General features: G+C 51.4%; 22 protein-coding genes. 10 read left to right on the forward strand and 12 right to left on the reverse strand.

Features of this window, described 5'->3' with window-relative positions; genetic code table 11:
- Positions 1–24 precede the first annotated feature (24 nt).
- The 5 genes from yebS (at position 25) to FOB24_RS15110 (ending at position 6042) form a co-directional block, all read left to right on the forward strand.
- Positions 25–1308, forward strand: coding sequence for a membrane integrity lipid transport subunit YebS (gene yebS, locus FOB24_RS15090; RefSeq protein ID WP_038641303.1), 1284 nt, complete (start codon positions 25–27; stop codon positions 1306–1308).
- A complete protein-coding gene (locus FOB24_RS15095; protein ID WP_150345111.1) occupies positions 1277–3910 on the forward strand; it encodes a PqiB family protein in 2634 nt (877 codons plus the stop codon). The genes yebS and FOB24_RS15095 overlap by 32 nt, the downstream gene beginning before the upstream one ends.
- 112 nt (positions 3911–4022) lie before the next feature.
- Positions 4023–5411 carry a 16S rRNA (cytosine(1407)-C(5))-methyltransferase RsmF gene (rsmF, locus tag FOB24_RS15100; protein WP_263364682.1) on the forward strand — a complete coding sequence of 463 codons (1389 nt, stop codon included), beginning with the start codon at positions 4023–4025 and terminating at the stop codon, positions 5409–5411.
- Between the two features lie 100 nt (positions 5412–5511).
- Positions 5512–5748 carry a YebV family protein gene (locus FOB24_RS15105; RefSeq protein WP_029139506.1) on the forward strand — a complete coding sequence of 79 codons (237 nt, stop codon included), beginning with the start codon at positions 5512–5514 and terminating at the stop codon, positions 5746–5748.
- A 102-nt stretch (positions 5749–5850) separates the two neighbouring features.
- Positions 5851–6042 (forward strand): YdfD/YebW family protein, encoded by a 192-nt coding sequence (locus FOB24_RS15110; protein WP_032939629.1) that lies wholly within the window; start codon positions 5851–5853, stop codon positions 6040–6042.
- On the opposite strand, the gene pphA is transcribed toward FOB24_RS15110, so the two are convergent.
- The 5 genes from pphA to yobA form a co-directional block, all read right to left on the reverse strand.
- Entirely contained in the window at positions 6043–6684 is a 642-nt protein-coding gene (pphA, locus tag FOB24_RS15115) for a protein-serine/threonine phosphatase (RefSeq protein ID WP_087856062.1), read from the reverse strand.
- Positions 6685–6757: 73 nt separating this feature from the next.
- Positions 6758–8038, reverse strand: coding sequence for a hypothetical protein (locus FOB24_RS15120; protein WP_085048049.1), 1281 nt, complete (start codon positions 8036–8038; stop codon positions 6758–6760).
- Between the two features lie 581 nt (positions 8039–8619).
- The gene (locus tag FOB24_RS15125; protein WP_038641391.1) at positions 8620–8958 is read right to left on the reverse strand and encodes a YebY family protein; all 339 of its coding nucleotides are present in this window, start codon (positions 8956–8958) and stop codon (positions 8620–8622) included.
- Positions 8959–8978: 20 nt separating this feature from the next.
- Positions 8979–9851 (reverse strand): copper homeostasis membrane protein CopD, encoded by an 873-nt coding sequence (gene copD / locus FOB24_RS15130; RefSeq protein ID WP_069324700.1) that lies wholly within the window; start codon positions 9849–9851, stop codon positions 8979–8981.
- A gap of 3 nt (positions 9852–9854) precedes the next feature.
- Positions 9855–10229, reverse strand: coding sequence for a CopC domain-containing protein YobA (gene yobA / locus FOB24_RS15135; RefSeq protein ID WP_038641395.1), 375 nt, complete (start codon positions 10227–10229; stop codon positions 9855–9857).
- A gap of 143 nt (positions 10230–10372) precedes the next feature.
- Between yobA and FOB24_RS15140 the strand changes: the two genes are divergently transcribed.
- The 3 genes from FOB24_RS15140 to exoX all read left to right on the forward strand — a co-directional run bounded on the left by FOB24_RS15140 (position 10373) and on the right by exoX (position 12051).
- Positions 10373–10603 (forward strand): DNA polymerase III subunit theta, encoded by a 231-nt coding sequence (locus tag FOB24_RS15140; protein ID WP_038641397.1) that lies wholly within the window; start codon positions 10373–10375, stop codon positions 10601–10603.
- Positions 10604–10709: 106 nt separating this feature from the next.
- Entirely contained in the window at positions 10710–11366 is a 657-nt protein-coding gene (locus FOB24_RS15145) for a carbon-nitrogen hydrolase family protein (protein ID WP_150345113.1), read from the forward strand.
- 22 nt (positions 11367–11388) lie between these two features.
- On the forward strand, positions 11389–12051 hold the full coding sequence (exoX, locus tag FOB24_RS15150; RefSeq protein WP_150345114.1) for an exodeoxyribonuclease X: 663 nt from the start codon (positions 11389–11391) through the stop codon (positions 12049–12051).
- On the opposite strand, the gene ptrB is transcribed toward exoX, so the two are convergent.
- The 4 genes from ptrB to yebG form a co-directional block, all read right to left on the reverse strand.
- Positions 12033–14108 (reverse strand): oligopeptidase B, encoded by a 2076-nt coding sequence (gene ptrB / locus FOB24_RS15155; protein WP_190971837.1) that lies wholly within the window; start codon positions 14106–14108, stop codon positions 12033–12035. The two genes, exoX and ptrB, sit on opposite strands and share 19 nt — an antisense overlap.
- Before the next feature lie 86 nt (positions 14109–14194).
- Positions 14195–14854, reverse strand: a complete 660-nt coding sequence (locus tag FOB24_RS15160; protein ID WP_038641405.1) for a tellurite resistance TerB family protein — start codon at positions 14852–14854, stop codon at positions 14195–14197.
- 94 nt (positions 14855–14948) lie between these two features.
- Positions 14949–15302: a protein YebF gene (yebF, locus tag FOB24_RS15165; protein WP_038641408.1), complete on the reverse strand. Its 354-nt coding sequence runs from the start codon at positions 15300–15302 to the stop codon at positions 14949–14951.
- A gap of 121 nt (positions 15303–15423) precedes the next feature.
- Positions 15424–15714: a DNA damage-inducible protein YebG gene (gene yebG / locus FOB24_RS15170; protein WP_085048046.1), complete on the reverse strand. Its 291-nt coding sequence runs from the start codon at positions 15712–15714 to the stop codon at positions 15424–15426.
- A gap of 132 nt (positions 15715–15846) precedes the next feature.
- On the opposite strand from yebG, the gene purT reads away from it, so the two are divergent.
- A complete protein-coding gene (purT, locus tag FOB24_RS15175; RefSeq protein ID WP_150345116.1) occupies positions 15847–17025 on the forward strand; it encodes a formate-dependent phosphoribosylglycinamide formyltransferase in 1179 nt (392 codons plus the stop codon).
- A gap of 68 nt (positions 17026–17093) precedes the next feature.
- Here purT and kdgA read toward each other — a convergent pair whose 3' ends face one another.
- The 3 genes from kdgA to zwf form a co-directional block, all read right to left on the reverse strand.
- Entirely contained in the window at positions 17094–17735 is a 642-nt protein-coding gene (gene kdgA / locus FOB24_RS15180) for a bifunctional 4-hydroxy-2-oxoglutarate aldolase/2-dehydro-3-deoxy-phosphogluconate aldolase (protein ID WP_038641415.1), read from the reverse strand.
- A gap of 34 nt (positions 17736–17769) precedes the next feature.
- Positions 17770–19581, reverse strand: a complete 1812-nt coding sequence (gene edd, locus FOB24_RS15185; RefSeq protein WP_150345117.1) for a phosphogluconate dehydratase — start codon at positions 19579–19581, stop codon at positions 17770–17772.
- A 234-nt stretch (positions 19582–19815) separates the two neighbouring features.
- On the reverse strand, positions 19816–21291 hold the full coding sequence (zwf, locus tag FOB24_RS15190) for a glucose-6-phosphate dehydrogenase (protein ID WP_003034896.1): 1476 nt from the start codon (positions 21289–21291) through the stop codon (positions 19816–19818).
- A 365-nt stretch (positions 21292–21656) separates the two neighbouring features.
- Between zwf and FOB24_RS15195 the strand changes: the two genes are divergently transcribed.
- Entirely contained in the window at positions 21657–22526 is an 870-nt protein-coding gene (locus tag FOB24_RS15195; protein WP_150345581.1) for a MurR/RpiR family transcriptional regulator, read from the forward strand.
- Positions 22527–22623 lie beyond the last annotated feature (97 nt).

Consider the following 22623-nt stretch of genomic DNA (forward strand, 5'->3'; position numbering starts at 1 on the left):
CTTCAACATTTTGATACGCGATACATGGCCCTTACGACATCACGCATCACGCCAACTAAAAAAATAGCCATCAGGTCTATCGGCGAGGCACTACCGCGTGCACATTATCATCGTTGTCCTGAATGCGACCTGATATTTAGCTTGCCTAAAATGCGCTCGCACCAAAGCGCATTCTGCCCACGCTGTCAGGCAAAAATCCGTGACGGACGCGACTGGTCCTTAACGCGGCTGGCAGCAATGGCTGTCACCATGTTGCTGCTGATGCCCTTCGCCTGGGGAGAGCCGCTGTTACATATTTTTTTGCTCGGTGTACGCATTGACGCCAATGTGATGCAGGGTATCTGGCAAATGACCCGCCAGGGTGACCCACTCACCGCATCTTTCGTGCTATTTTGCGTTGCGGGCGCGCCGATTATTCTCGTTACCTCAATCGCTTATCTGTGGTTTGGTAATATTCTCGGGATGAACCTGCGTCCGGTGCTACTGATGCTGGAAAGGCTCAAAGAGTGGGTGATGCTCGATATCTATCTTGTGGGTATCGGCGTCGCGTCAATTAAAGTTCAGGACTATGCTTATTTGCAACCTGGGGTGGGACTGTTTGCTTTTATTGCGCTGGTGATCCTCAGTATTTTGACGTTATCGCACCTCAACGTAGAACAGCTTTGGGACCGTTTTTACCCACAAAGGCCTGCTCGTCGGCCCGATGAAAAGCTTCGCGTTTGCCTTGGTTGCCACTTTACAGGGTATCCGGACGCCCGCGGCCGCTGCCCTCGTTGCCACATACCGTTGCGCTGGCGCAGAAATCAAAGTATTCAAAAATGTTGGGCTGCTCTGCTGGCCTCGATTGTCCTGCTGCTGCCTGCGAACCTCCTGCCTATCTCGATTATTTATGTCAATGGCTCCCGGCAGGAAGACACGATCATGTCAGGCATACTGTCTCTGGCGAACAGTAATATCGGCGTGGCGGCGATCGTGTTTATTGCCAGTATTCTGGTGCCATTCACCAAAGTGATTGTGATGTTTACGTTGCTCATCAGCATTCATTTTAAATGTGAGCAAGGATTGCGTACCCGCATCAAACTACTGCGCATAGTGACCTGGATTGGTCGCTGGTCAATGCTGGATCTTTTTGTTATCGCTTTAACCATGTCGCTGATTAATCGCGATCAGATACTTGCTTTTACTATGGGACCGGCTGCGTTTTATTTCGGCGCAGCGGTAATATTGACTATTCTTGCAGTGGAATGGCTGGACAGCCGCTTACTTTGGGATGCACATGAGTCAGGAAACGCCCGCTTCGCAGACTGAAGCGCAGATTAAAACAAAACGTCGTATCTCCCCGTTCTGGCTGCTGCCGTTCATCGCATTGATGATTGCAGGATGGCTTATCTGGGGAAGCTATGAAGATCTCGGTAATACCGTAACCATTGACTTTATGTCGGCGGACGGCATTGTGCCTGGCCGTACCCCTGTTCGCTATCAGGGCGTCGAAGTGGGCACGGTGCAGGACATCAACCTCAGCAAAGACCTGCGTAAAATTGAAGTCCGCGTCAGCATCAAATCAAATATGAAAGATGCACTGCGCAAAGATACCCAGTTCTGGCTGGTCACGCCGAAAGCGTCACTGGCGGGGGTTTCCGGCCTGGATGCGTTAGTTGGCGGCAACTATATCGGCATGATGCCCGGAACCGGCGAGCCAGAGGATCATTTCGTCGCGCTTGATACGCAGCCGAAATACCGTCTGAACAATGGCGATTTGATGCTGCACCTGCGGGCCCCCGACCTCGGTTCGCTTAATAGCGGCTCGCTGGTTTATTTCCGCAAAATCCCGGTAGGTCGGGTCTATGACTACACCATTAATCCAAATAATCAGGGCGTAACCATCGACGTGCTGATTGAACGTCGCTTTACCAATCTGGTGAAAAAAGGCAGCCGTTTCTGGAACGTATCAGGGGTAGACGCGGATGTCAGCCTCAGCGGCGCCAAAGTGAAACTGGAGAGTCTGGCTGCGCTGGTAAATGGCGCCATTGCCTTTGACTCACCGGAAGATTCGCAACCCGCCGTTGCCGACGACACGTTTGGTTTGTATCAGGATCTCGCGCACAGCCAGCGCGGCGTGATCGTTAAGCTCGACTTACCCAGCGGCGACGGACTGAAAGCAGGCTCAACTTCGCTGATGTATCAAGGATTAGAAGTCGGTCAACTGACCAAACTGGATTTAAATCCGGGCGGGAAAGTCACCGGCGAGATGACGGTCGATCCCAGCGTCGTCACGCTATTGCGCGACAACACGCGTATTGAATTACACAGCCCTAAATTATCATTAAGCGATGCGAATCTCAGTTCGCTGCTGACGGGCAAAACATTCGAACTGATACCTGGCGAGGGCGAGCCGCGTAACCAGTTTGCGGTGATTCCTGCAGAGCAATCATTGTTACACGATCCGGGCGTCATGACGCTGACGCTGACCGCGCCAGAAAGTTACGGGATTGATGCCGGCCAACCGCTGATTCTTCACGGCGTACAGGTCGGTCAGGTGATTGATCGCACGCTCTCCAGCAAAGGCGTTTCGTTTACCGTCGCCATCGAACCGCAGCATCGCGCGCTGGTGCAAGGCGACAGTAAGTTTGTGGTCAACAGTCGGGTCGATGTCAAAGTTGGGCTTGATGGCGTGGAGTTTCTTGGTGCCAGCGCCAGTGAGTGGATCAGCGGCGGCATTCGTATTTTGCCTGGTACAAAAGGTGAAATGAAAAAAAGCTATCCGCTGTATGCCAATCTGGAAAAAGCGATTGAGAACAGCCTGAGCGATCTGCCAACCACCACGGTCAGCCTGAGTGCCGAGACGCTGCCCGATGTGCAGGCCGGTTCGGTGGTCTTATATCGTAAATTCGAAGTCGGTGAAGTGATTAGTGTTCGTCCACGCGCCGATGCGTTTGATATCGATCTGCATATCAAACCGGAATATCGCAACCTGCTGACCAGCAACAGTGTGTTCTGGGCCGAGGGCGGCGCCAAGGTTCAGCTTAACGGCAGCGGTTTAACCGTTCAGGCTTCTCCCCTGTCGCGAGCGATTAAAGGCGCAATAAGCTTCGATAACCTGAGCGGCGCCAGCGCCAGCCAACGCAAAGGCGACAAGCGGATTCTGTATGCGTCAGAAACCGCTGCGCGTGCGGTGGGCGGCCAGATAACCCTGCACGCCTTCGATGCCGGTAAACTGGCGGCCGGGATGCCGATTCGCTACCTGGGAATCGATATTGGCCAGATCCAGACGCTTGAGCTGATCACTGCCCGTAACGAAGTTCAGGCCAAAGCGGTACTGTATCCGGAGTACGTACAGACCTTTGCGCGTAGCGGCACACGCTTCTCCGTGATTACCCCGCAAATCTCAGCAGCCGGCGTGGAGCATTTAGATACCATCTTACAGCCGTATATCAACGTTGAACCTGGCCGCGGTAACCCGCGCCGTGATTTTGAGCTGCAGGAAGCTACTATCACCGACTCTCGTTACCTCGATGGTCTGAGTATTGTGGTGGAAGCACCGGAAGCGGGTTCATTAAACATCGGTACGCCAGTTCTGTTCAGAGGTATTGAAGTCGGGACCGTCACCGGGTTGACGCTCGGCTCCCTTTCCGATCGCGTGATGATCGCTATGCGCATCAGCCAGCGCTATCAGCATCTGGTGCGTAACAACTCTGTATTCTGGCTGGCATCCGGCTACAGTCTCGACTTCGGCCTGACCGGCGGCGTCGTGAAGACCGGTACCTTTAATCAGTTCATTCGCGGTGGGATCGCCTTTGCAACCCCGCCGGGTACGCCACTGGCCCCGAAAGCACAGGCTGGTAAACACTTCCTGTTGCAGGAAAGCGAACCGAAAGAGTGGCGTGAATGGGGAACCGCCCTGCCACGATAACATCTCCCTTTGCTCCGGCGTACTCGCGCCGGAGCACTTATGCTACACTGCGCACCTGTTTTTTTGCCGGTGGTACCAAGTGGCTTATTTTCCCGACGCCTTTCTGACACAAATGCGTGAAGCAATGCCTTCCACGCTCTCATTCGATGATTTTCTCGCTGCCTGCCAGCGTCCGCTGCGCCGTAGCATCCGCGTCAATACGCTGAAAATCTCTGTTGCCGATTTCCTCACTCTGACAGCGCCATATAACTGGTCGCTCACCCCTGTTCCATGGTGTGCTGAAGGCTTCTGGATTGAACGCGATGATGAAACGTCACTGCCGCTCGGCAGCACCGCAGAACATTTAAGCGGCCTGTTTTATATTCAGGAAGCCAGCTCAATGTTGCCAGTCGCCGCGCTGTTTGCCGATGGCAATACCCCGGAACGCGTAATGGATGTCGCGGCAGCTCCCGGCTCCAAAACCACGCAAATTGCCGCCAAAATGAATAATCAGGGCGCGATTCTGGCGAATGAGTTTTCCGCCAGTCGCGTCAAAGTCCTGCATGCCAATATCAGCCGTTGCGGTATCAACAATGTCGCCCTGACCCATTTTGACGGGCGGGTATTCGGCGCGGCATTACCAGAAACATTCGATGCCATATTGCTGGATGCTCCATGTTCCGGCGAAGGCGTGGTACGTAAAGATCCCGATGCGCTGAAAAACTGGTCCATAGAAAGTAATCTGGAAATTGCCGCAATCCAGCGTGAGCTCCTCGACAGCGCATTTCACGCTCTGCGTCCCGGCGGCACATTGGTTTATTCAACCTGTACGCTGAACCGTGACGAAAACGAAGCCATTATGCAGTGGTTGATTGAAACCTACCCGGATGCCGTTGAATTTTTACCGTTGGGCGATTTATTCCCGGAGGCTGAACACGCCCTGACGCCGGAAGGATTCCTGCATGTGTTCCCGCAGATCTACGATTGTGAAGGATTCTTCGTCGCGCGTTTGCGCAAAACGGCCGCCATTCCTGCGCTACCCTCACCGAAATATAAAGTGGGCAACTTCCCGTTCAGCCCGCTGAAAGGACGTGAATCCGCGCTTGTTGCTCAGGCCGCTAACGCCTGCGGATTACAATGGGCAGACAATTTACGCCTGTGGCAGCGCGATAAAGAGATCTGGTTATTTCCGACAGAGATTGAACCCCTGATTGGCAAAGTTCGTTTTTCCCGCCTCGGGGTTAAACTGGCTGAAACCCACAACAAAGGGTATCGTTGGCAGCATGAAGCCGTCATCGCCCTCGCCGATCCAGGCCACAGCCATGCGTTCGAACTGAGCCTTTCCGAAGCGGAAGAGTGGTATCGCGGTAGAGATGTTTACCCGCAAACTTCACCCGCAACTGACGACGTGTTAGTTACGTTCCAGCATCAGCCGATCGGCCTGGCAAAACGTATTGGATCGCGATTGAAGAATAGCTATCCACGCGAGCTTGTCCGGGATGGCAAACTCTTTACAGGATAACGCACGTTTTGACTGGCGCTTTTGCTAACGTTGACTACGCTGAAAAATGGACGACCTAACTGGTCGTACCACAATCAGCAGATAAACGGAGAGCACGATGATGAAAACCAGTGTGCGCATTGGCGCTTTTGAAATCGACGACGCCGAGTTGCATGGCGAATCGCCGGGGGACCGAACGTTAACCATTCCATGTAAGTCCGATCCGGATTTATGTATGCAACTGGACGCCTGGGATGCCGACACCAGCGTCCCGGCCCTTCTGAATGGAGAACATTCTGTTCTGTTTCGCGAGCACTACGATCGTAAGTCAGATGCCTGGATCATGCGCCTTGCCTGATTCAAAAAGAACCCGTCGCCAGACGGGTTATTTCCTGGCTAATTTCCCTCATCTATCAACATCTTCTACACTAGAGGTATGGCTTTACCATTAGAGGATGGAATGTTCACGCTGGTTCTTTTTGTGTGCTACCTTGACGGCGGTTGTGAAGATATCGTGGTTGATGTCTACAAAACTGAGCAGCAATGCCTTGTATCGATGGACGATCAGCGCATTCGTAACGGCGGATGTTTGCCTGCGGACGATTATATCGACAGCTTCTGGCGTCCGGCCCAGGAATACAGTGATTTCTGATTATTGCAGTTGCACCAGCGTTAATTCGCCGCCAAATACCGCACCGGTATCAATATAGTGCAGATTGTCGCGATCCAACCGATGCCGCAGCGGCGTATGTCCAAACCAAAAGTGATCCGCGCCGCGTATGCCGTTACCATTGTTCATCAACCGCGCTCGATCCCACAGTACCCGCTGTAAATCGACCTCTTTTTGCCACTGGTAATCATCATCCGGGTAATCAGCATGAGCAACAACGTGTATACCACTCCGGCAGCGTAGTTCCAGAATCCAGGGTAACTTTCGGCACGCTTCCAGTGCTAACCTCGCCGCGGGCTGATCCGCGTGAGCAAACCACGCGCCGCCGTTCATAAACCACGACAGTTGCTCCCCCGTCGCCAGTGCATCCAACGCCATCTGCTCATGATTGCCCCTGACTGCCACAATCCAGCTTTTACGCATCAGGCGCAGGCAACGGAGACTGTCAGGGCCACGGTCGATAACATCGCCCACTGAAACCAACAGATCCTGCCAGGGATCAAAATGGCACTGGCGCAGTTTAGCCATCAATAAAGAGAAGCAACCGTGGAGATCCCCAACGACCCAGACGTGTCGCCAGTTTGTTGCTGCGATCCGCTGGTAGATATTGTCAGGCTGTCCCATTTGACCTCCTGCATACAAATATTACCCTTCACTTAATTAAACCATAGCAGCAAAATTCCGAACGATGCTGGTGTCACGACCCTATGTGATCAGCCCGCCTAACAGGCACCTGGGCAACAGCTTCCAGCTCTTCTTCCAGTTCTGTAACAATAGATTGCAGGTCATAAGTGGGTGCATTTCGCGTGCTGGCTCTTTCTTCTCTTTTATGTTTGCTTGTTATTTTTATATAAAAATCAATAACCTCAGGTATGTCTGCTGTGATTTTTTTCACGTCATTATCATGGTAAAAGAGCAGTGGCGGCCCACCCTGGGTATTAAATGCAACGGCCTTTAATGGTGTCAGCTCCATAGCTTCAATAAATCCTTTATCACAGCTTAAAATTCCAGGGAAAAAATACCGTTGGTCATTTCCGGTATTGAAGGTAATAGCTTGTTCTAAATATCTGCAATGAGTAAGGTCCCATGCCATCCCATGTAAAGCTGGCCACATATTTTTTGATTTTTTATGTATCTTGTTAAAAAATCTAAATTGAGTTCCTCTTTTAAAGAACTCACTTGCAAGAATCAGCTCTCTTGTGGCCAGAAAACCGACTTTGTTGTGTGCAAAAATTAACAGATCGATAAGTTTATTCTTTAGCGACCTGGCGGGTGATTTGATTTGGATGATACTCATCATTAGAAGGTAAGCATATATACTATCATGTCGATCTCGTAGCGCACGCCTGAACTCAGAATCCTTGTGTTTAGCAAGCATAGAATTAAAATGTCTGTCAGTTTTAAGTAAAAGCTCACTTTGTGATATTTTTGATGTCAATTTCCCGGTATTTCCCGTTTTGATGAAATCTACATCCTTTATAAACTCGTAACCTAACAATTTATCAAATATTTTATGATGGTTTTCTTTTACATCTAAATTGTTAAGATTCTCCAGTTCATACAGTACAGAATCTACCTGAGTATTTTTATGGGAAATAAAATTGAATATTTCTTCAATGTCATCATCTAAACCTGAGACCTTTCCGTTAATATAAGGCCGCAAATAACTTAATGCCTGGCTATCAAGGGATATTGAGTAGTCTATTTTAAAAGTAGAGCAGCGTTTATCACTAAACATTTCTTCTATCGTTTGAGGATCCATGACGAACACGTTTTCATCATTGAATAAAGAACGAATAGATGCTCCGTTTTCGAACTTTTTGTTAGTTTGAAAGCCCGGATATGGACCTTTAGGAGACGAAAATACAAATTTATATTCAGGTATTAACTGATAGACATTAGTGTAGAGATTTAATGAGGAAGAGAGATCGTCTGCATTACCAATTTCCATCACCAGCCATTCTTTAAACTTATCCATTTCTTCTGTCTCTTTACTGTGAGTCTAAGTCCCGAGTCAGTGGTGAGAACTTCACCTATTGATGAAGAAGTATACCGCTATCGGTACAAGCGAGTCCAAACGTCTGAGGGAACAAGAACCCACTGAAAACACTGACACATAAGTCATGCACACTCCTGGATACGAGGAAAAACAGCACCCAGCCCTGTTCTTTTTCTCTGCAAATACACTGTGAATGTTAAAAACTGTGTGGTATAACGAAGCAATCCCAAATACTGATATGTGGACAAATTTCGGAAATTTTTGGACATGACGTTCTAACTTATTGAAATGAAATCCGCATAAAAAGAGACCGAATACGATTCCTGTATTCGGTCCAGGGAAATGGCTCTTGGGAGAGAGCCGTGCGCTAAAAGTTGGCATTAATGCAGGCTAAGTTACCCTGCCATTTAAGAATAGATGACAGCGCCAGGTTTTCCAGTCCGCGACTAAAGTGACCGGAAAAAAAGGCAGTCTGTTACACGACCAAATGTAAAAACCGCAAGTTCTCCTGTGAGATCCTGCGGTTTTTTTATTGGAAATCAGAACGCTACATCTGACAATTAACAGAGTTTTTCTGCACGCTCAACAAACGGCGCCAGGCTCATTTTTTCACCCGGTTTCGTCGGGTCATCAATCTGGATAATCTCAATCGGCTTCGCCGTGGTTTTACCGCTCGCAACCTGTTCTCTGGCAACATCATTCAATGGATATTGCACCAGCGTGCTGGGATTGATGACATACAGCGCGTGACCTGCACGGCAGGTCAGCATCACCTCTTCCCGATTAAACGCCCACTTATCTTTGCCAACCTCAAAACGGCTGACGGTGATGACCTGTGGCGCTGCCAGCGCGGCCCCTGAACTTGCCAGTAGTAGTAAAGAGAGAATGATTTTTTTCATGCGTTTTGCCAGTCCATCAATCAAAAAGGTTCGAGGGTTGCAAACAGGCTGACAATCGCCAGCACAACGGCCCCTATTCCCCATTCCAGTTTTGTCATCCAAATGAAATAGAGCGTCACACAGCCATTATCCTGCTGCATGCGTGGTACCAGAACATACCGATTCGCCAGGGCAATCGCTACCATTAGCATGACAAGGGCACCTTTTAACAAAAGCAGTTGCCCATAAGCCATGTGCCAGGAGCCGGAAACACCGACAATAAACAGGGCATTCATAATCCCGGTAAGTAAAACCCCGGCCACGAAGAGATGCCCATAGCGGGAGAAACGCATCATGGTTCCGATCGCTTGTTCCCGCCAGCGGCCCTGCGCCATTCTCATACAGTAAAGTACGGGCAGCAACCCGCCAAACCAGGCGGCGGCACATATCAGATGTAAGGCATGGTTAACCTGTTGGATAGCCCCAGCGACGCCAGTATGCAGCGTTGCATGTCCAACACCTGCCAGCAAAATAAACTGAGCAATCGTCAGCATCAAGAGCAGCCGCGACATGCTGCGCGGCACAACGATGGTCACCACCAACGTGACCATCGCGAGGATAATCTGCCATAGCCAGACGCCGCCAAATTGCGTCTGCAGAACGGCGCCCCAAACGTCTGTAGAGACGACATCCCGCCATCCTGAGCCCATTAAGCCCCCCTGGATCGCCAGCATTAGCGTCGCGCTGATAAAACTCCACGTCGCGGCATGGCGTTGCAGACGTAAAAAACGACGCATCATTAAACGGCGAACCGAAACGGGAGCCAGCCATGCGCCGTAAAGCGCACAACCAAACACCAGCATCAACGCGGTAAAATGAATAAATCGCAGGGCAACCCAGGTAAATGCCAGCATCGGTTATTTCACGCTAAAGGTATATTGTCCCTTTGTCTTGTGACCATCCACGGATACAACGTGCCAGTCAACCGTATATTTTCCGGCCTCCAGCGTTTGAGCGAGCGGAATAATCAGTTGCGTTTTGTCCTGATCGCTGCGGGTCGCTTTGCCCGTCTTGATTGATTCCTTTTGTGGACCTGTCAGCGTTGCGCCGCTGAACGCAGGTTCGACGCCCTCAGAAAAATTCAGCGTCAGCGCCTGGGGAGAAGCGGTGACTTCCGCATTCGCCGCCGGACTTTGTTTTGTCAGGTGAGCATGCGCCAATGCAGCGGGTGTTGCGAGGAGGCTGGCGAGTACGATGAGAGTATTACGTAGCGAAGATGCAGATGAAGCCATTTCAACTATTCCTTTTTGTTATGTCTAATCTATAGAGAATAACCTTCTACAATGATCGAGTCGAGAATCATCAATTCTGTCTTGCCATTAATGCGCACTCTTAGTAACTTTGCGCGCCGGAAGACAGAGAAAAGGAGCAGCCTATGAACATCAATCTGGCCAAACTTGAGCAAGCCGAAATGGATAAGGTCAATGTTGACCTGGCCGCGGCGGGTGTCGCATTTAAAGAACGCTACAATATGCCGATCGTTGCCGAAGTGGTTGAACGTGAACAGCCCGAACATTTACGCGACTGGTTTCGTGAAAGACTCATCGCGCATCGCCTGGCATCCGTCTCCCTTTCACGTTTACCGTACGAGCCGAAAGTTAAATAAAACTTATATTACGTTACGATTCCTTACATGATGCCTGCTACAGTATAAGTATATTCTTAATCTATACTTTAAAGATGGTTGTAGACACTATGAAAAGGAAATCATTATGTCACACTGGAAAATCGCAGCAGCACAATACGAACCTCTTCACGCGTCAGTGACCGAAAACGTTGCCCATCACCTGCAATTCATTCAGGCAGCCGCACAATGCCAATGTGAATTGCTGGTCTTCCCCGCCCTCTCCTTGTTGGGCTGCGTTGATGAGAATGACTCCCTCCCAGCGCCACCTGATGAAGCGTTGCTGGAACCGCTGGCGCATGCCGCAGCGACTTACCGCATGACAATTATCGCGGGATTGCCGGTAGAGCATAACAATCGTTTTGTGAAAGGCATTGCGCTTTTCTCTCCCTGGATGACATCACCATTAACGTTTCATCAGAGCCACGGGGCCTGTATTGCCAGACAGCGCAATGCCATTAGCGTTGTGGATAGTCAGCCAGAAGGTATTGATATCGATCCTGCTTTTTCGTTATTCACCAGTAGCCAGTCCATCAGCGAGCCAGAACTCCTCTCATCCGCATCTCAGCTACAAAGTTTCTCGCATAAATTTGCCATCGCGGTATTAATGGCCAATGCACGCGGGAGCAGCGCGTTATGGGACGAGCGAGGTCGATTGATTGTACGCGCCGACAGCGGTTCTTTGCTCTTAACCGGTCAACGCACGCCACGGGGTTGGCAAGGTGATATCATTCCATTACGCTAGTCGTTTTGGTCGGGAGCATGGCATGTTGCGCATAATAGATACAGAAACCTGTGGTCTGCAGGGAGGCATTGTTGAGATTGCTTCTGTCGATGTGGTTGATGGAAAGATAGTTAACCCAATGAGCCACCTGGTGCGCCCTGACCGCCCCATTAGCCCCCAGGCGATGGCTATTCATCGCATTACTGAAGCGATGGTAGCCGATAAGCCATGGATTGAAGATATCATTCCGCACTATTACGGTAGCCAGTGGTATGTGGCGCACAACGCAAGTTTCGACCGCCGCGTATTGCCAGAGATGCCCGGAGAGTGGATCTGCACCATGAAGCTCTCCCGTCGATTGTGGCCAGGAATCAAATACAGCAATATGGCGCTGTACAAATCACGTAAGCTGAACGTTCAGACGCCTGCAGGCCTGCATCACCACCGCGCTCTGTACGATTGCTACATCACTGCGGCTTTGCTGATCGACATCATGCAGACTTCAGGCTGGACCGCAGAGCAGATGGTCGACATTACCGGCCGCCCTGCATTACTCACTACTTTCACATTTGGTAAGTACCGTGGAAAACCGGTATCAGAGGTGGCAGAACGCGATCCGGGCTATCTGCGTTGGTTATTTAATAACCTCGACAGTATGAGCCCGGAGCTGCGATTAACGCTGAAGCACTATCTGGATAACATCTGATCTGAAGCTTGCCCAGACAGCGTTCCCTGTGCCAGCCCAATCAAAAACGCGTACTCCAGGGCCACGCCTTCGTAAGATTTAAAACGCCCGGACTTACCGCCGTGCCCGGAATCCATATCCGTGCACAGTAACAGCAAGCGATCGTCCGTTTTCAGCTCACGCAATTTTGCCACCCACTTTGCCGGTTCCCAGTATTGCACCTGGGAGTCGTGTAATCCCGTCGTGACCAGTAAATGCGGATAATCCTGCGCGGTGACGTTGTCATAGGGGCTGTAGCTTTTCATATACGCATAGTACTGCGGATCCTGCGGATTACCCCATTCCTCAAATTCACCGGTGGTCAATGGAATTGAGTCATCCAGCATCGTGGTCACCACATCGACAAACGGCACCTGGGCAATCACGCCATGGAACAAGTCCGGGCGCTCGTTGATGGCGACACCCATTAACATTCCGCCGGCGCTTCCCCCCATGCCGTAACATAACGATGGCGCGCCATAGCCCATTTTTAGCAGCGCATCGCAGACGTCGAGGTAATCATTAAAGGTATTTTTCTTGTGCAGAAACTTACCGTCTTCGTACCATTGCTGACCCAACTCACCGCCGCCACGCACATGGGCAATGGCATAAACAAAGCCGCGATCCAATAAGCTTAAACGGCTGCTACTGAAATCAGCATCCATACTGGCGCCATACGAACCATAGCCGTAAACCAGTAATGGGTTTTTCCCTTTCAGGAAATACTTTTGATGATAAACCAGTGAGACCGGAACCTCGGTACCATCGCGCGCGGTGATCCAGACATGTTCGCTGCGGTAATTCGCCGCATCAAATCCGGGGACCTCCGTCTGCTTAAGCACGCGACGCTCCCCGGTGTCCATATCCAGTTCAAACAACGTGTCCGGCGTGGTCATGGAGGAATAGCCATAGCGCAGTCGCGATGTCTCCGGTTCCGGGTTATAGGCAAGCCAGGTCACATACGCCGGATCGTCAAAGGCGATACCGATCACTTCGCGCGTTTTGCGATTGATCTGACGCAGACTGGTTAAACCCTGCTGGCGTTCTTCCACCACCAGCCAGTCGGTAAACAGGGTAAACCCCTCCAGCATGACGTTTTCGCGCGGCGGGATCAGCACCTCCCACGCTTGTTCATTGCGTACGCGCGTGCGGTACAGACCAAAGTTTTTACCTTCACGATTAGAGCGCAGATAAAACTTGTGCTGATAGTGATCGAGGCTGTACTCGTGGTCTTTACGCCGCGCTAAAAAAAGCAACGGTTCGGCGTCGGCCAGTTCTGCATCCAACAGCAGAACCTCACTGGTCGTCGCGCTGGCGATATGGATCACCACATAATGTAACGAGGTGGTTTTATGCAGACTGACATAAAACATGTCATCGGCTTCTTCGTACACCAATTCGTCCAGTGACGAGGGAGATCCGACGGTATGCCGCCAGACCTGGTACGGCAGTAACGTCGTGGCGTGTTTGCGAACGTAATAGAAGGTCTGGGAATCATTCGCCCAGACCAGATCCGCTTCAACGTTATCCAGTACTTCCGGATACCAGTTGCCGCTTTCCAGATTGCGGAAGCGAACGCCATATTGCCGCCGGGAGAGGTAATCTTCGGCCAGCGCCATAATGCTGTTATCGGGTGATATCGCCAGCCCTCCCAGCGTATAAAATTCACTGTGGGCTGCGCGTTGGTTGCCGTCCAGCAGAGTATCCCATTCATCCCACTCTTCGCTGAGAACCGACTGGCGCTGATAAATGGCATATTCACATCCCGGTTCATAAATATGCCGGTAACGATAACCATTTTTCACATAGGGAGCGGACGCATCCTGTGGGGGAATACGGTCGATAATTTCTTTCAGAACGCGGTCCTGCAAAGCCTGCTGCGAAGCCATAACCTGATGGCCATACGCATTTTCCTGTTGCAGGTATTCGAGCACGTCCGGCTGCGAGCGGGTGTCGTCTCGCAACCAGTAATAATTATCAACACGTGTATCGCCATGCTGCGTCATGGCGTGAGGAATACGAGAAGCTTTTGGTAGCATGTCATTGTTCTTTTGCTTAAACATCCTATAAGGGTGGCAAAAGACAGCGATGATGCAAGCGAAACATGCGCCTTAGCGATAAGTAATTAACCCGGTAAAGCCTGTTTTTGCGCCTTGAGATCCTGTTCAATGCCGTCACGAACATCCTGTGGGATCTTCAACGCATCACCCAGAGCATTCAGATAGCTGCGCTCCATAAAGTGGTCGATATCAATCGCCGCACAGCTCAGGAAGTAAATTTCCAGCGCCTCTTCTTCGTTGCGGATCCCTTGCGCCAAGCGCTGAGGATCCAGCGGTTGTTCGATAGCCCGCTCAATCAGAACGCGGCCTTGCTCCTCAACACCCGCGTCACGAAGCTGCTGTTCAATGGCGGTACGCTCTTTGGCATCAATATGACCATCGCTTTTAGCCGCAAAAACCAGCGCCAGGATCAGGCGTTCAGTTCGCTCATCCAGCGGCGAGCTTTGTACGCCGAACTGCGGCTCATCCTGATGCGCGGCGCGAACTTTATCTTTGTATTTGTTCCACAGCACGGTTCCGGCAACCGCACCACCACCCACCAGAAGCGCGCTGGTGCCGTATTTGCTCAGTAACTTACGTGAGGATTTGTTGGCAACCAGTAATCCCGCCAGACCGCCTAACGCGCCAGGGACCAGAAGTTTACTCAGCCCTTGCTCGCCGGAAGATGATGCGGAGGATCCTTTTTGCCCAAGAAGAGATTGTAGTTGGTTCAGCCAGTTAGCCATTTTGCCCCTCAAGTACAGACGAATAATCGTCAAAGCGTACCCGAGGGGATGTCAGGAAGTGTTCAGCTCATCAAAAGATGTGCAAATACGCTCATTACTGCGGTTGATACTCCGCCGTTCCGGCCTGGCAGTCGACTTTTACCTGATAGTGAATATCCGCGCTTTTTCCGCGAACCGTCAGCGGGACCGACCATTTGCCATCTTTGCCCGTAATATCGGGGGTATTAACCCAGGCGACAGGATCGGCTTGCCCAACACGCTTTTGATCGTCAGCCCAGCGCGCGATGCGATTTTGTTGATAATCACGTTTCACGCTCGCCGCAATACCATCAGCATTCAGCCCTTCGCATTTTGGAAACTGAACATTTTTGCTTTCCATATTTGCCGCAAAAACAGATACGCTGGCAGATAACAACAGCAGGCTTAATAACGCTCTTTTTTTATACATTTTTTTCTCCTTTATCTCCCCTTCGTCTTTCCGGTTGCATGTAGCAATGCGAAAGGACGTCAGGGATTGCACAATGATTCAGGGAAAAGCATGGTACAAAACGTCAGGAGCGCAAGTCGTTTCAGGCAGCCTGGGTATCATCCTCAGCGTGCGCGTCATTTTTAACGGCCTGCGGAGACGGCAGCTTGCCGTTTTTCAGGATGGCGCTCAGCACATCTTTTTGCTCAGCCAGCCACAGGGAAAGCGCTTCACGCTGCTCGTCTTCAAGCGCTACCGGTGACTGCTCCAGCCATGTGTCGAGCAAATCCGCTGTATCAAGCATTTTGTCATACGCATCGGCTTCCTTTTTGCTGGTAAACGACATTTTTTCCTCACCTTCCCGAATGACTACGTATTTAACTTCAACCGCCATTTTTGCAGCCTCTTAAATTACCTGTATTTATGTACAGTATATTCTTTTTGCGCCCCAAAATCAACCTGGTAATAAAGACAGACGCAAACGTTTTCGTATATACTGCGCCCAGATAAAACAGGGGATTAATTTATGACGTTATTAGGCACAGCGCTGCGTCCCGCAGCAACGCGAGTGATGTTATTAGGTTCAGGTGAACTGGGTAAAGAAGTGGCGATCGAATGCCAACGCCTGGGTGTGGAAGTCATTGCCGTGGATCGTTACCCCGACGCGCCAGCCATGCACGTTGCCCATCGCTCATACGTTATCAACATGCTGGATGGCGAAGCGTTACGCGAGGTTGTCGCGCGTGAAAAACCACATTATATCGTGCCGGAAATAGAAGCGATTGCCACGGATATGCTGGTAAAGCTGGAACAGGAAGGGCAACACGTTGTGCCGTGCGCGCGAGCGACCCAACTGACCATGAACCGCGAAGGGATCCGTCGCCTCGCCGCAGAGGAGCTGTCTTTACCAACCTCTTCTTTTCGCTTTGCAGAGAGCGAAACTCGCTTTCGCGAGGCCGTCGCCGAAATAGGCTTTCCTTGCATCGTGAAGCCAGTAATGAGTTCCTCAGGTAAGGGGCAAAGCTTTATTCGTTCAGCCGATCGGCTCACCGAAGCCTGGAACTATGCTCAACAGGGAGGCCGGGCAGGCGCCGGGCGCGTTATCGTCGAAGGCGTGGTAGATTTTGATTTTGAAATTACCCTGCTTACCGTTAGCGCCGTTGATGGCGTACACTTTTGCGCGCCGGTAGGGCATCGTCAGGAAGATGGCGATTATCGTGAATCCTGGCAGCCTCAGCAGATGAGCGACCTGGCGCTGGCGCGCGCGCAGGAGATTGCCCGTAAAGTCGTGCTGGCGTTAGGCGGCTACGGTCTGTTTGGCGTGGAGCTGTTTGTCTGCGGTGATGAGGTCATTTTTAGCGAAGTCTCCCCTCGCCCGCACGACACCGGGATGGTGACCTTAATTTCGCAGGACCTGTCTGAATTTGCCCTGCACGTCCGCGCATTTCTCGGTCTGCCCGTTGGCGCAATCCGTCAGTATGGGCCTTCCGCTTCCGCCGTTATTCTGCCGCAACTTAGCAGCCAGAATGTGACGTTTGATAACGTACAGGCCGCCGTGGGCGCTGGCCTGCAAGTACGATTCTTTGGTAAGCCGGAGATCGACGGGAGCCGTCGTTTAGGCGTGGTACTGGCTACAGCGCAAACCATTGAAGACGCGGTTGAACGCGCGAAACACGCCGCCGCACAGGTGAAAGTTACAGGATAAAAAACCAGCCCCGTAGGCCGGATAAGGCGTTGATGCCGCATCCGGCCTACGGTTTACACATTAACGGCTTACTGCTTCGCGCCTTCTACTGCTTCACGAGCCAGTTTGGTAATGCGTTCGTAATCGCCAGCTTCCAGCGCATCTGCCGGAACCAGCCAGGAACCACCGATGCACAGCACGCTTTTCAGCGCGAGGTAGTCACGGTAATTCGCCGGAGAGATACCACCGGTCGGGCAGAAACGTACCTGAGAGAACGGGCCCGCAATCGCCTGCAGCGCTTTAGTACCGCCGTTCGCTTCCGCCGGGAAGAATTTGAACTCTTTCAATCCGTAGTCCATACCCAGCATCAGTTCAGAAACCGTGCTGATGCCAGGGATCAGCGGAATAGTCCCTTCCGTTGCAGCTTTTAACAGCGGCTCGGTCAGACCCGGGCTGATAGCAAACTGCGCACCGGCTTCGGTGACTTCAGCCAGTTGTTGCGGATTCAGTACAGTACCTGCGCCGACGATGGCGTCCGGAACTTCTTTCGCGATCGCGCGAATGGCATCCATCGCACATGCAGTACGTAAGGTCACTTCCAGAACGCGCACGCCACCTGCAACCAGCGCTTTTGCCATCGGCACCGCATGTTCCAGTTTATTAACCACAATAACCGGTACAACCGGGCCAGTGGTCAGGATTGCTTCTGCACTTGTCTTCCAGTTTTTCATCAGAGTTTTCTCTCGCCTGATTACAAAATAAGTCTTAAAAAGTGATACAGGTTGCGCCCTGCTCCGCTCCGGACAGCTTCTCACGCAACGCGCTGAACATTTCACGTCCGGTCCCCACGCGCGATGCGCTGAGGTCTGGAATGTGAGGCTGACGTGAAGCAAGTTCTTCTTCGTCAACCAGCAGCGTCAATTCACCTGTCTGTCCATTCACACGAATGATGTCGCCATCACGTACTTTTGCCAGCAGACCGCCATCATAGGCTTCTGGGGTTACATGGATTGCTGAAGGCACTTTACCTGAAGCACCTGAAAGTCGTCCATCGGTAACTAACGCAATTTTGAAACAACGGTCCAATAATACACCAAGTGGCGGCATGAGTTTATGTAATTCTGGCATTCCGTTCGCTTTTGGTCCCTGATGACGCACAACAACTACGCAATCGCGGTCAAGCAGACCGGCATCGAACGCCGGTAACACATCGTGCTGACTTTCAAAAACGACTGCCGGCGCTTCAATAACCTGATTTTCAACCGGTACCGCCGACGTTTTCATCACTGCGCGCCCGAGGTTACCGCTCAGCACTTTAGTGCCGCCGTGGTGGGAGAAAGGTTGGTCAAAGGTGGCAATCACGTTGCTGTCCAGTGATTTCGCCGCCCCTTCGCGCCAGTCCAGTTCACCGTTGTTAAGCCACGGCTCCATGGTGTAACGCGATAAACCGAATCCGGCAACGGTATTCACATCTTCATGCAGCAGACCCGCATTCAGCAGCTCACGCATTAGCACCGGTACGCCGCCCGCCGCCTGGAAATGGTTAATATCCGCCGGACCGTTCGGGTACAAACGCGCCATCAGCGGCACGATATCGGACAGATCGGAGAAGTCATCCCAGTTAATCAGAATCCCGGCCGCGCGCGCCATGGCCACCAGATGCATCGTGTGGTTAGTTGAGCCCCCGGTCGCCAGCAGCGCCACAATTCCGTTCACCACCACTTTTTCATCGATCATTTTACCGATCGGCATCCATTCATTGCCGTTCCCGGTAAGACGCGTAACCTGACGGGCGGCAGCAGCGGTCAACGCTTCACGCAGCGGCGCATCCGGATGGACGAATGAGGAGCCTGGCAGTTGCATCCCCATGAACTCAACGACCATCTGGTTGGTATTCGCCGTACCGTAGAACGTACAGGTACCCGGTGCGTGGTAAGACGCCGCCTCGGACTCGAGCAGCGCCATGCGATCAACTTTGCCTTCCGCATAGAGTTGACGAATACGCACTTTTTCTTTGTTCGCCAGGCCGCTCGCCATCGGCCCGGAAGGAATGAAGATTGACGGCAGATGACCGAATGACAGCGCCGCCATCACCAGGCCAGGGACAATTTTATCGCACACGCCGAGGAACAACGCGCCATCGAACATATTGTGAGAGAGACCTACAGCCGCTGACATCGCAATCACTTCACGACTCAGCAGCGAAAGCTCCATCCCATCCTGTCCCTGGGTAACACCGTCACACATGGCCGGCACACCACCGGCAACCTGACCTACCGCATTGGCTTCATGCAGCGCCTGGCGAATGATAGCCGGATAATGTTCATATGGCTGATGCGCAGAAAGCATGTCGTTGTAGGAGGTAATGATCGCGATATTGTTACGCAGCATGCTTTTCAGCGATGCTTTGTCGTCCGGTTGACACGCGGCAAAGCCATGCGCCAGGTTACCGCATGCCAGTTGCGAACGATGAACGGTGGTCGATTTAGCTTGTTCAATACGGGCGAGGTAGGTGGAACGTGTATGGCGAGAACGTTCGACGATACGTTGTGTTACGCGTAACAAATTCGGATTCATAGAGGCTCCTAAAATTTATCTGTCAGAGCGGTAGGGTTAACAATGCTTATCAGTCGTGTTAAAAAGTGCTGAATCGCTTGTTTGCCGTAGCTCAGGGGCAAAATCGTTTCAGGCAGTGTAATAAAAAAAGCCCCGCGGGTGAATCCACGCGAGGCTTAAAAGTGCAAAAATTATTCTGCAATCTGTGTTAGATCATGTTACCGGTAAAATACCCCCTATGGGTAAGGCGATCTTTTACTCGAATTCGTTCCAGGAACGACCATCTCGGGTGATCATTGCCACAGAGGCAACCGGTCCCCAGGTCCCTGCCTGATACGGTTTCGGCGCATCGTTGTCCATCGCCCATGCTTCGGTAATTGAGTCGACCCACTTCCAGGCCTCCTCAACTTCATCACGACGCACAAACAGCGCCTGAATACCGCGCATCGTTTCAAGCAGCAGTCGCTCATAGGCGTCGGCCAGATGCGTCTGGTTAAAGGTTTCGGAATAACTCAGATCAAGCTTGGTGATTTGCAGGTTATGCTTGTGATCCAGACCCGGCACTTTGTTCAGCACCTGGATATCAACACCTTCATCAGGCTGCAAACGAATAGTCAGCTTGTTCTGCGGCAGATCCTGCCAGGATTCCCGGAACAGATTCAGCTCAGGCGTTTTGAAATAGACGACGACTTCAGAGCATTTCGTCGGTAAACGCTTGCCGGTACGCAGATAGAACGGAACGCCCGCCCAACGCCAGTTATCGATATCCACACGGATCGCCACAAACGTTTCCGTATTGCTGCTTTTGTTCGCGCCCTCTTCTTCCAGATATCCTGGAACTTTTTTGCCCTGGGCAAAACCCGCGGTGTACTGACCGCGAACCGTCTTTTCACGCACGTTTGAGCGGTCGATACGGCGTAGTGATTTCAGTACCTTCACTTTTTCATCACGAATGCTGTCAGCGCTCAGGTCCGACGGCGGAGACATCGCGATCATGCACAAGATCTGCAGCAGGTGGTTTTGGATCATGTCGCGCATTTGACCGGCCTGGTCAAAATAGCCCCAGCGACCTTCAATACCCACTTCTTCCGCGACGGTAATTTCAACGTGATCGATCGTGCGGTTATCCCAGTTGTTTACAAACAGGGAGTTGGCAAAACGCAGAGCCAGCAGGTTCAGCACCGTCTCTTTACCGAGATAGTGGTCGATACGATAAACCTGACACTCTTCGAAATATTCACCGACCTGATCATTGATCTCGCGCGATGTTGCCAGTGACGTTCCCAACGGTTTTTCCATCACGACGCGGGCAGGTTTAGCATTCAGCTTTGCTTCACCCAAACCTTTGCAGATCGCGCCAAAGGTGCTTGGCGGCATCGCGAAATAGTTAATCGTAGTCCGTGATTTCTGATCCAGCATTTCACCCAGACGGCTAAATGCTGCGGTATCATTGACATCCAGATTACAAAACTCCAGACGGCCGCTGAGGGTCTCCCACAAACCTTCATCAATTTTTTCTTTCATGAAGGTTTCGAGCGCTTCGCGCACAACCTTGGTATAGGCTGCTTTGTCCCAGTCGGCACGCCCTACCCCGATGATACGGGTTTCCGGGTTAATCTGGCCGGCCTTTTCCAGTTGATACAGGGAAGGCAGCAATTTCCGCCGCGCCAGGTCGCCCTTCGCGCCGAAAATGACCAGGTCACATGCCTGGGCTGTTTGCGTTACCGCCATGTCATTCTCCTCAATTAAGTGTCTGGTGCTTTTGCCAGAAACTGGTTGTAATTTTATTACAGTGCACTGTACTGCTTTTACGTGAATCCGGAAACCGTAAACGCTTATCCAGCCGTGCTGTTACCGCAAACAGGCGTTTGATTGGCGTTTACCTCTGCAAAATGGATAAAAAAGTCGCTTTTTTTCGTAGTCATGAAGAAGTAACAAAACCAGACTTCGATCATGTAATGAAAAAAAACAACAACTATTCTGTCCATTTTGCCCCGTTCCTTCCGTGGCAGGGGTAATATCTAGCAAATGTATCCCCCGATTTCCCCGTATCGCTGAAATCGTTTTTTCCCATGAGCCATGAGTCGACCTACATCATGAATATGCTGGAAAAAATCCAGTTAAAACTGGAACAGTTGAGCAAATCAGAGCGTAAAGTCGCTGACATTATTCTTGCCTCACCCGACCAGGCAATCCATTCAAGCATCGCTGCGCTTGCGCTGGAAGCCAACGTCAGCGAGCCGACGGTGAACCGCTTCTGTCGCAGTATGGATACGCGCGGCTTTCCTGATTTTAAACTTCATCTGGCGCAAAGTCTGGCAAATGGCACCCCTTATGTTAATCGTAATGTGGATGAGGATGACAGCGTAGAATCTTACACGGGAAAAATCTTCGAGTCGGCGATGGCAAGTCTTGACCACGTTCGCCAGTCTCTGGATAACACCGCGGTAAACAGGGCGGTGGATTTGTTAACCCAGGCGAAGAAAATTGCCTTTTTTGGCCTTGGGTCTTCCGCCGCGGTAGCACACGACGCGATGAACAAATTTTTTCGTTTTAACGTACCGGTGATCTATTCCGACGATATTGTACTGCAACGTATGGGTTGCATGAATTGTAGCGACGACGACGTTATTGTGCTGATTTCGCATACCGGAAGAACCAAAACTCTGGTTGAACTGGCGCAGTTGGCGAGGGAAAACGACGCGATGGTTATCGCCTTGACCTCTCCCGGCACGCCGCTGGCGCGCGAAGCCACGCTGGCCATTACCCTCGACATACCGGAAGATACTGACATTTATATGCCCATGGTCTCTCGACTTGCTCAACTGACCGTGATAGATGTGCTGGCTACAGGATTTACTTTGCGCCGCGGGGCAAAATTTAGAGATAACTTGAAGCGTGTCAAGGAAGCACTCAAGGAATCGCGTTTTGATAAAGAATTACTCATCAAGAGTGATGATCGCTAAAAGCAATAACAATGTTCTACCCTTTTATCATCCGGGTCGTTCATTTACCGTCAATGTTTGAGAACGACCGGATTAATGTTCACGCAACACCTAGTTG

Origin of the sequence: Citrobacter werkmanii (assembly GCF_008693645.1) — a bacterium.
GTDB lineage: Bacteria > Pseudomonadota > Gammaproteobacteria > Enterobacterales > Enterobacteriaceae > Citrobacter > Citrobacter werkmanii.

Excerpts from the sequence above, each read along its gene's own strand:
- yebS (WP_038641303.1), top strand. The coding sequence starts at position 25 with ATGGCCCTTACGACATCACGCATCACGCCAACTAAAAAAATAGCCATC.
- FOB24_RS15095 (WP_150345111.1), top strand. The coding sequence starts at position 1,277 with ATGAGTCAGGAAACGCCCGCTTCGCAGACTGAAGCGCAGATTAAAACA.
- rsmF (WP_263364682.1), top strand. The coding sequence starts at position 4,023 with ATGCGTGAAGCAATGCCTTCCACGCTCTCATTCGATGATTTTCTCGCT.
- FOB24_RS15105 (WP_029139506.1), top strand. The coding sequence starts at position 5,512 with ATGAAAACCAGTGTGCGCATTGGCGCTTTTGAAATCGACGACGCCGAG.
- FOB24_RS15110 (WP_032939629.1), top strand. The coding sequence starts at position 5,851 with ATGTTCACGCTGGTTCTTTTTGTGTGCTACCTTGACGGCGGTTGTGAA.
- pphA (WP_087856062.1), bottom strand. The coding sequence starts at position 6,684 with ATGGGACAGCCTGACAATATCTACCAGCGGATCGCAGCAACAAACTGG.
- FOB24_RS15120 (WP_085048049.1), bottom strand. The coding sequence starts at position 8,038 with ATGGATAAGTTTAAAGAATGGCTGGTGATGGAAATTGGTAATGCAGAC.
- FOB24_RS15125 (WP_038641391.1), bottom strand. The coding sequence starts at position 8,958 with ATGAAAAAAATCATTCTCTCTTTACTACTACTGGCAAGTTCAGGGGCC.
- copD (WP_069324700.1), bottom strand. The coding sequence starts at position 9,851 with ATGCTGGCATTTACCTGGGTTGCCCTGCGATTTATTCATTTTACCGCG.
- yobA (WP_038641395.1), bottom strand. The coding sequence starts at position 10,229 with ATGGCTTCATCTGCATCTTCGCTACGTAATACTCTCATCGTACTCGCC.
- FOB24_RS15140 (WP_038641397.1), top strand. The coding sequence starts at position 10,373 with ATGAACATCAATCTGGCCAAACTTGAGCAAGCCGAAATGGATAAGGTC.
- FOB24_RS15145 (WP_150345113.1), top strand. The coding sequence starts at position 10,710 with ATGTCACACTGGAAAATCGCAGCAGCACAATACGAACCTCTTCACGCG.
- exoX (WP_150345114.1), top strand. The coding sequence starts at position 11,389 with ATGTTGCGCATAATAGATACAGAAACCTGTGGTCTGCAGGGAGGCATT.
- ptrB (WP_190971837.1), bottom strand. The coding sequence starts at position 14,108 with ATGCTACCAAAAGCTTCTCGTATTCCTCACGCCATGACGCAGCATGGC.
- FOB24_RS15160 (WP_038641405.1), bottom strand. The coding sequence starts at position 14,854 with ATGGCTAACTGGCTGAACCAACTACAATCTCTTCTTGGGCAAAAAGGA.
- yebF (WP_038641408.1), bottom strand. The coding sequence starts at position 15,302 with ATGTATAAAAAAAGAGCGTTATTAAGCCTGCTGTTGTTATCTGCCAGC.
- yebG (WP_085048046.1), bottom strand. The coding sequence starts at position 15,714 with ATGGCGGTTGAAGTTAAATACGTAGTCATTCGGGAAGGTGAGGAAAAA.
- purT (WP_150345116.1), top strand. The coding sequence starts at position 15,847 with ATGACGTTATTAGGCACAGCGCTGCGTCCCGCAGCAACGCGAGTGATG.
- kdgA (WP_038641415.1), bottom strand. The coding sequence starts at position 17,735 with ATGAAAAACTGGAAGACAAGTGCAGAAGCAATCCTGACCACTGGCCCG.
- edd (WP_150345117.1), bottom strand. The coding sequence starts at position 19,581 with ATGAATCCGAATTTGTTACGCGTAACACAACGTATCGTCGAACGTTCT.
- zwf (WP_003034896.1), bottom strand. The coding sequence starts at position 21,291 with ATGGCGGTAACGCAAACAGCCCAGGCATGTGACCTGGTCATTTTCGGC.
- FOB24_RS15195 (WP_150345581.1), top strand. The coding sequence starts at position 21,657 with ATGAATATGCTGGAAAAAATCCAGTTAAAACTGGAACAGTTGAGCAAA.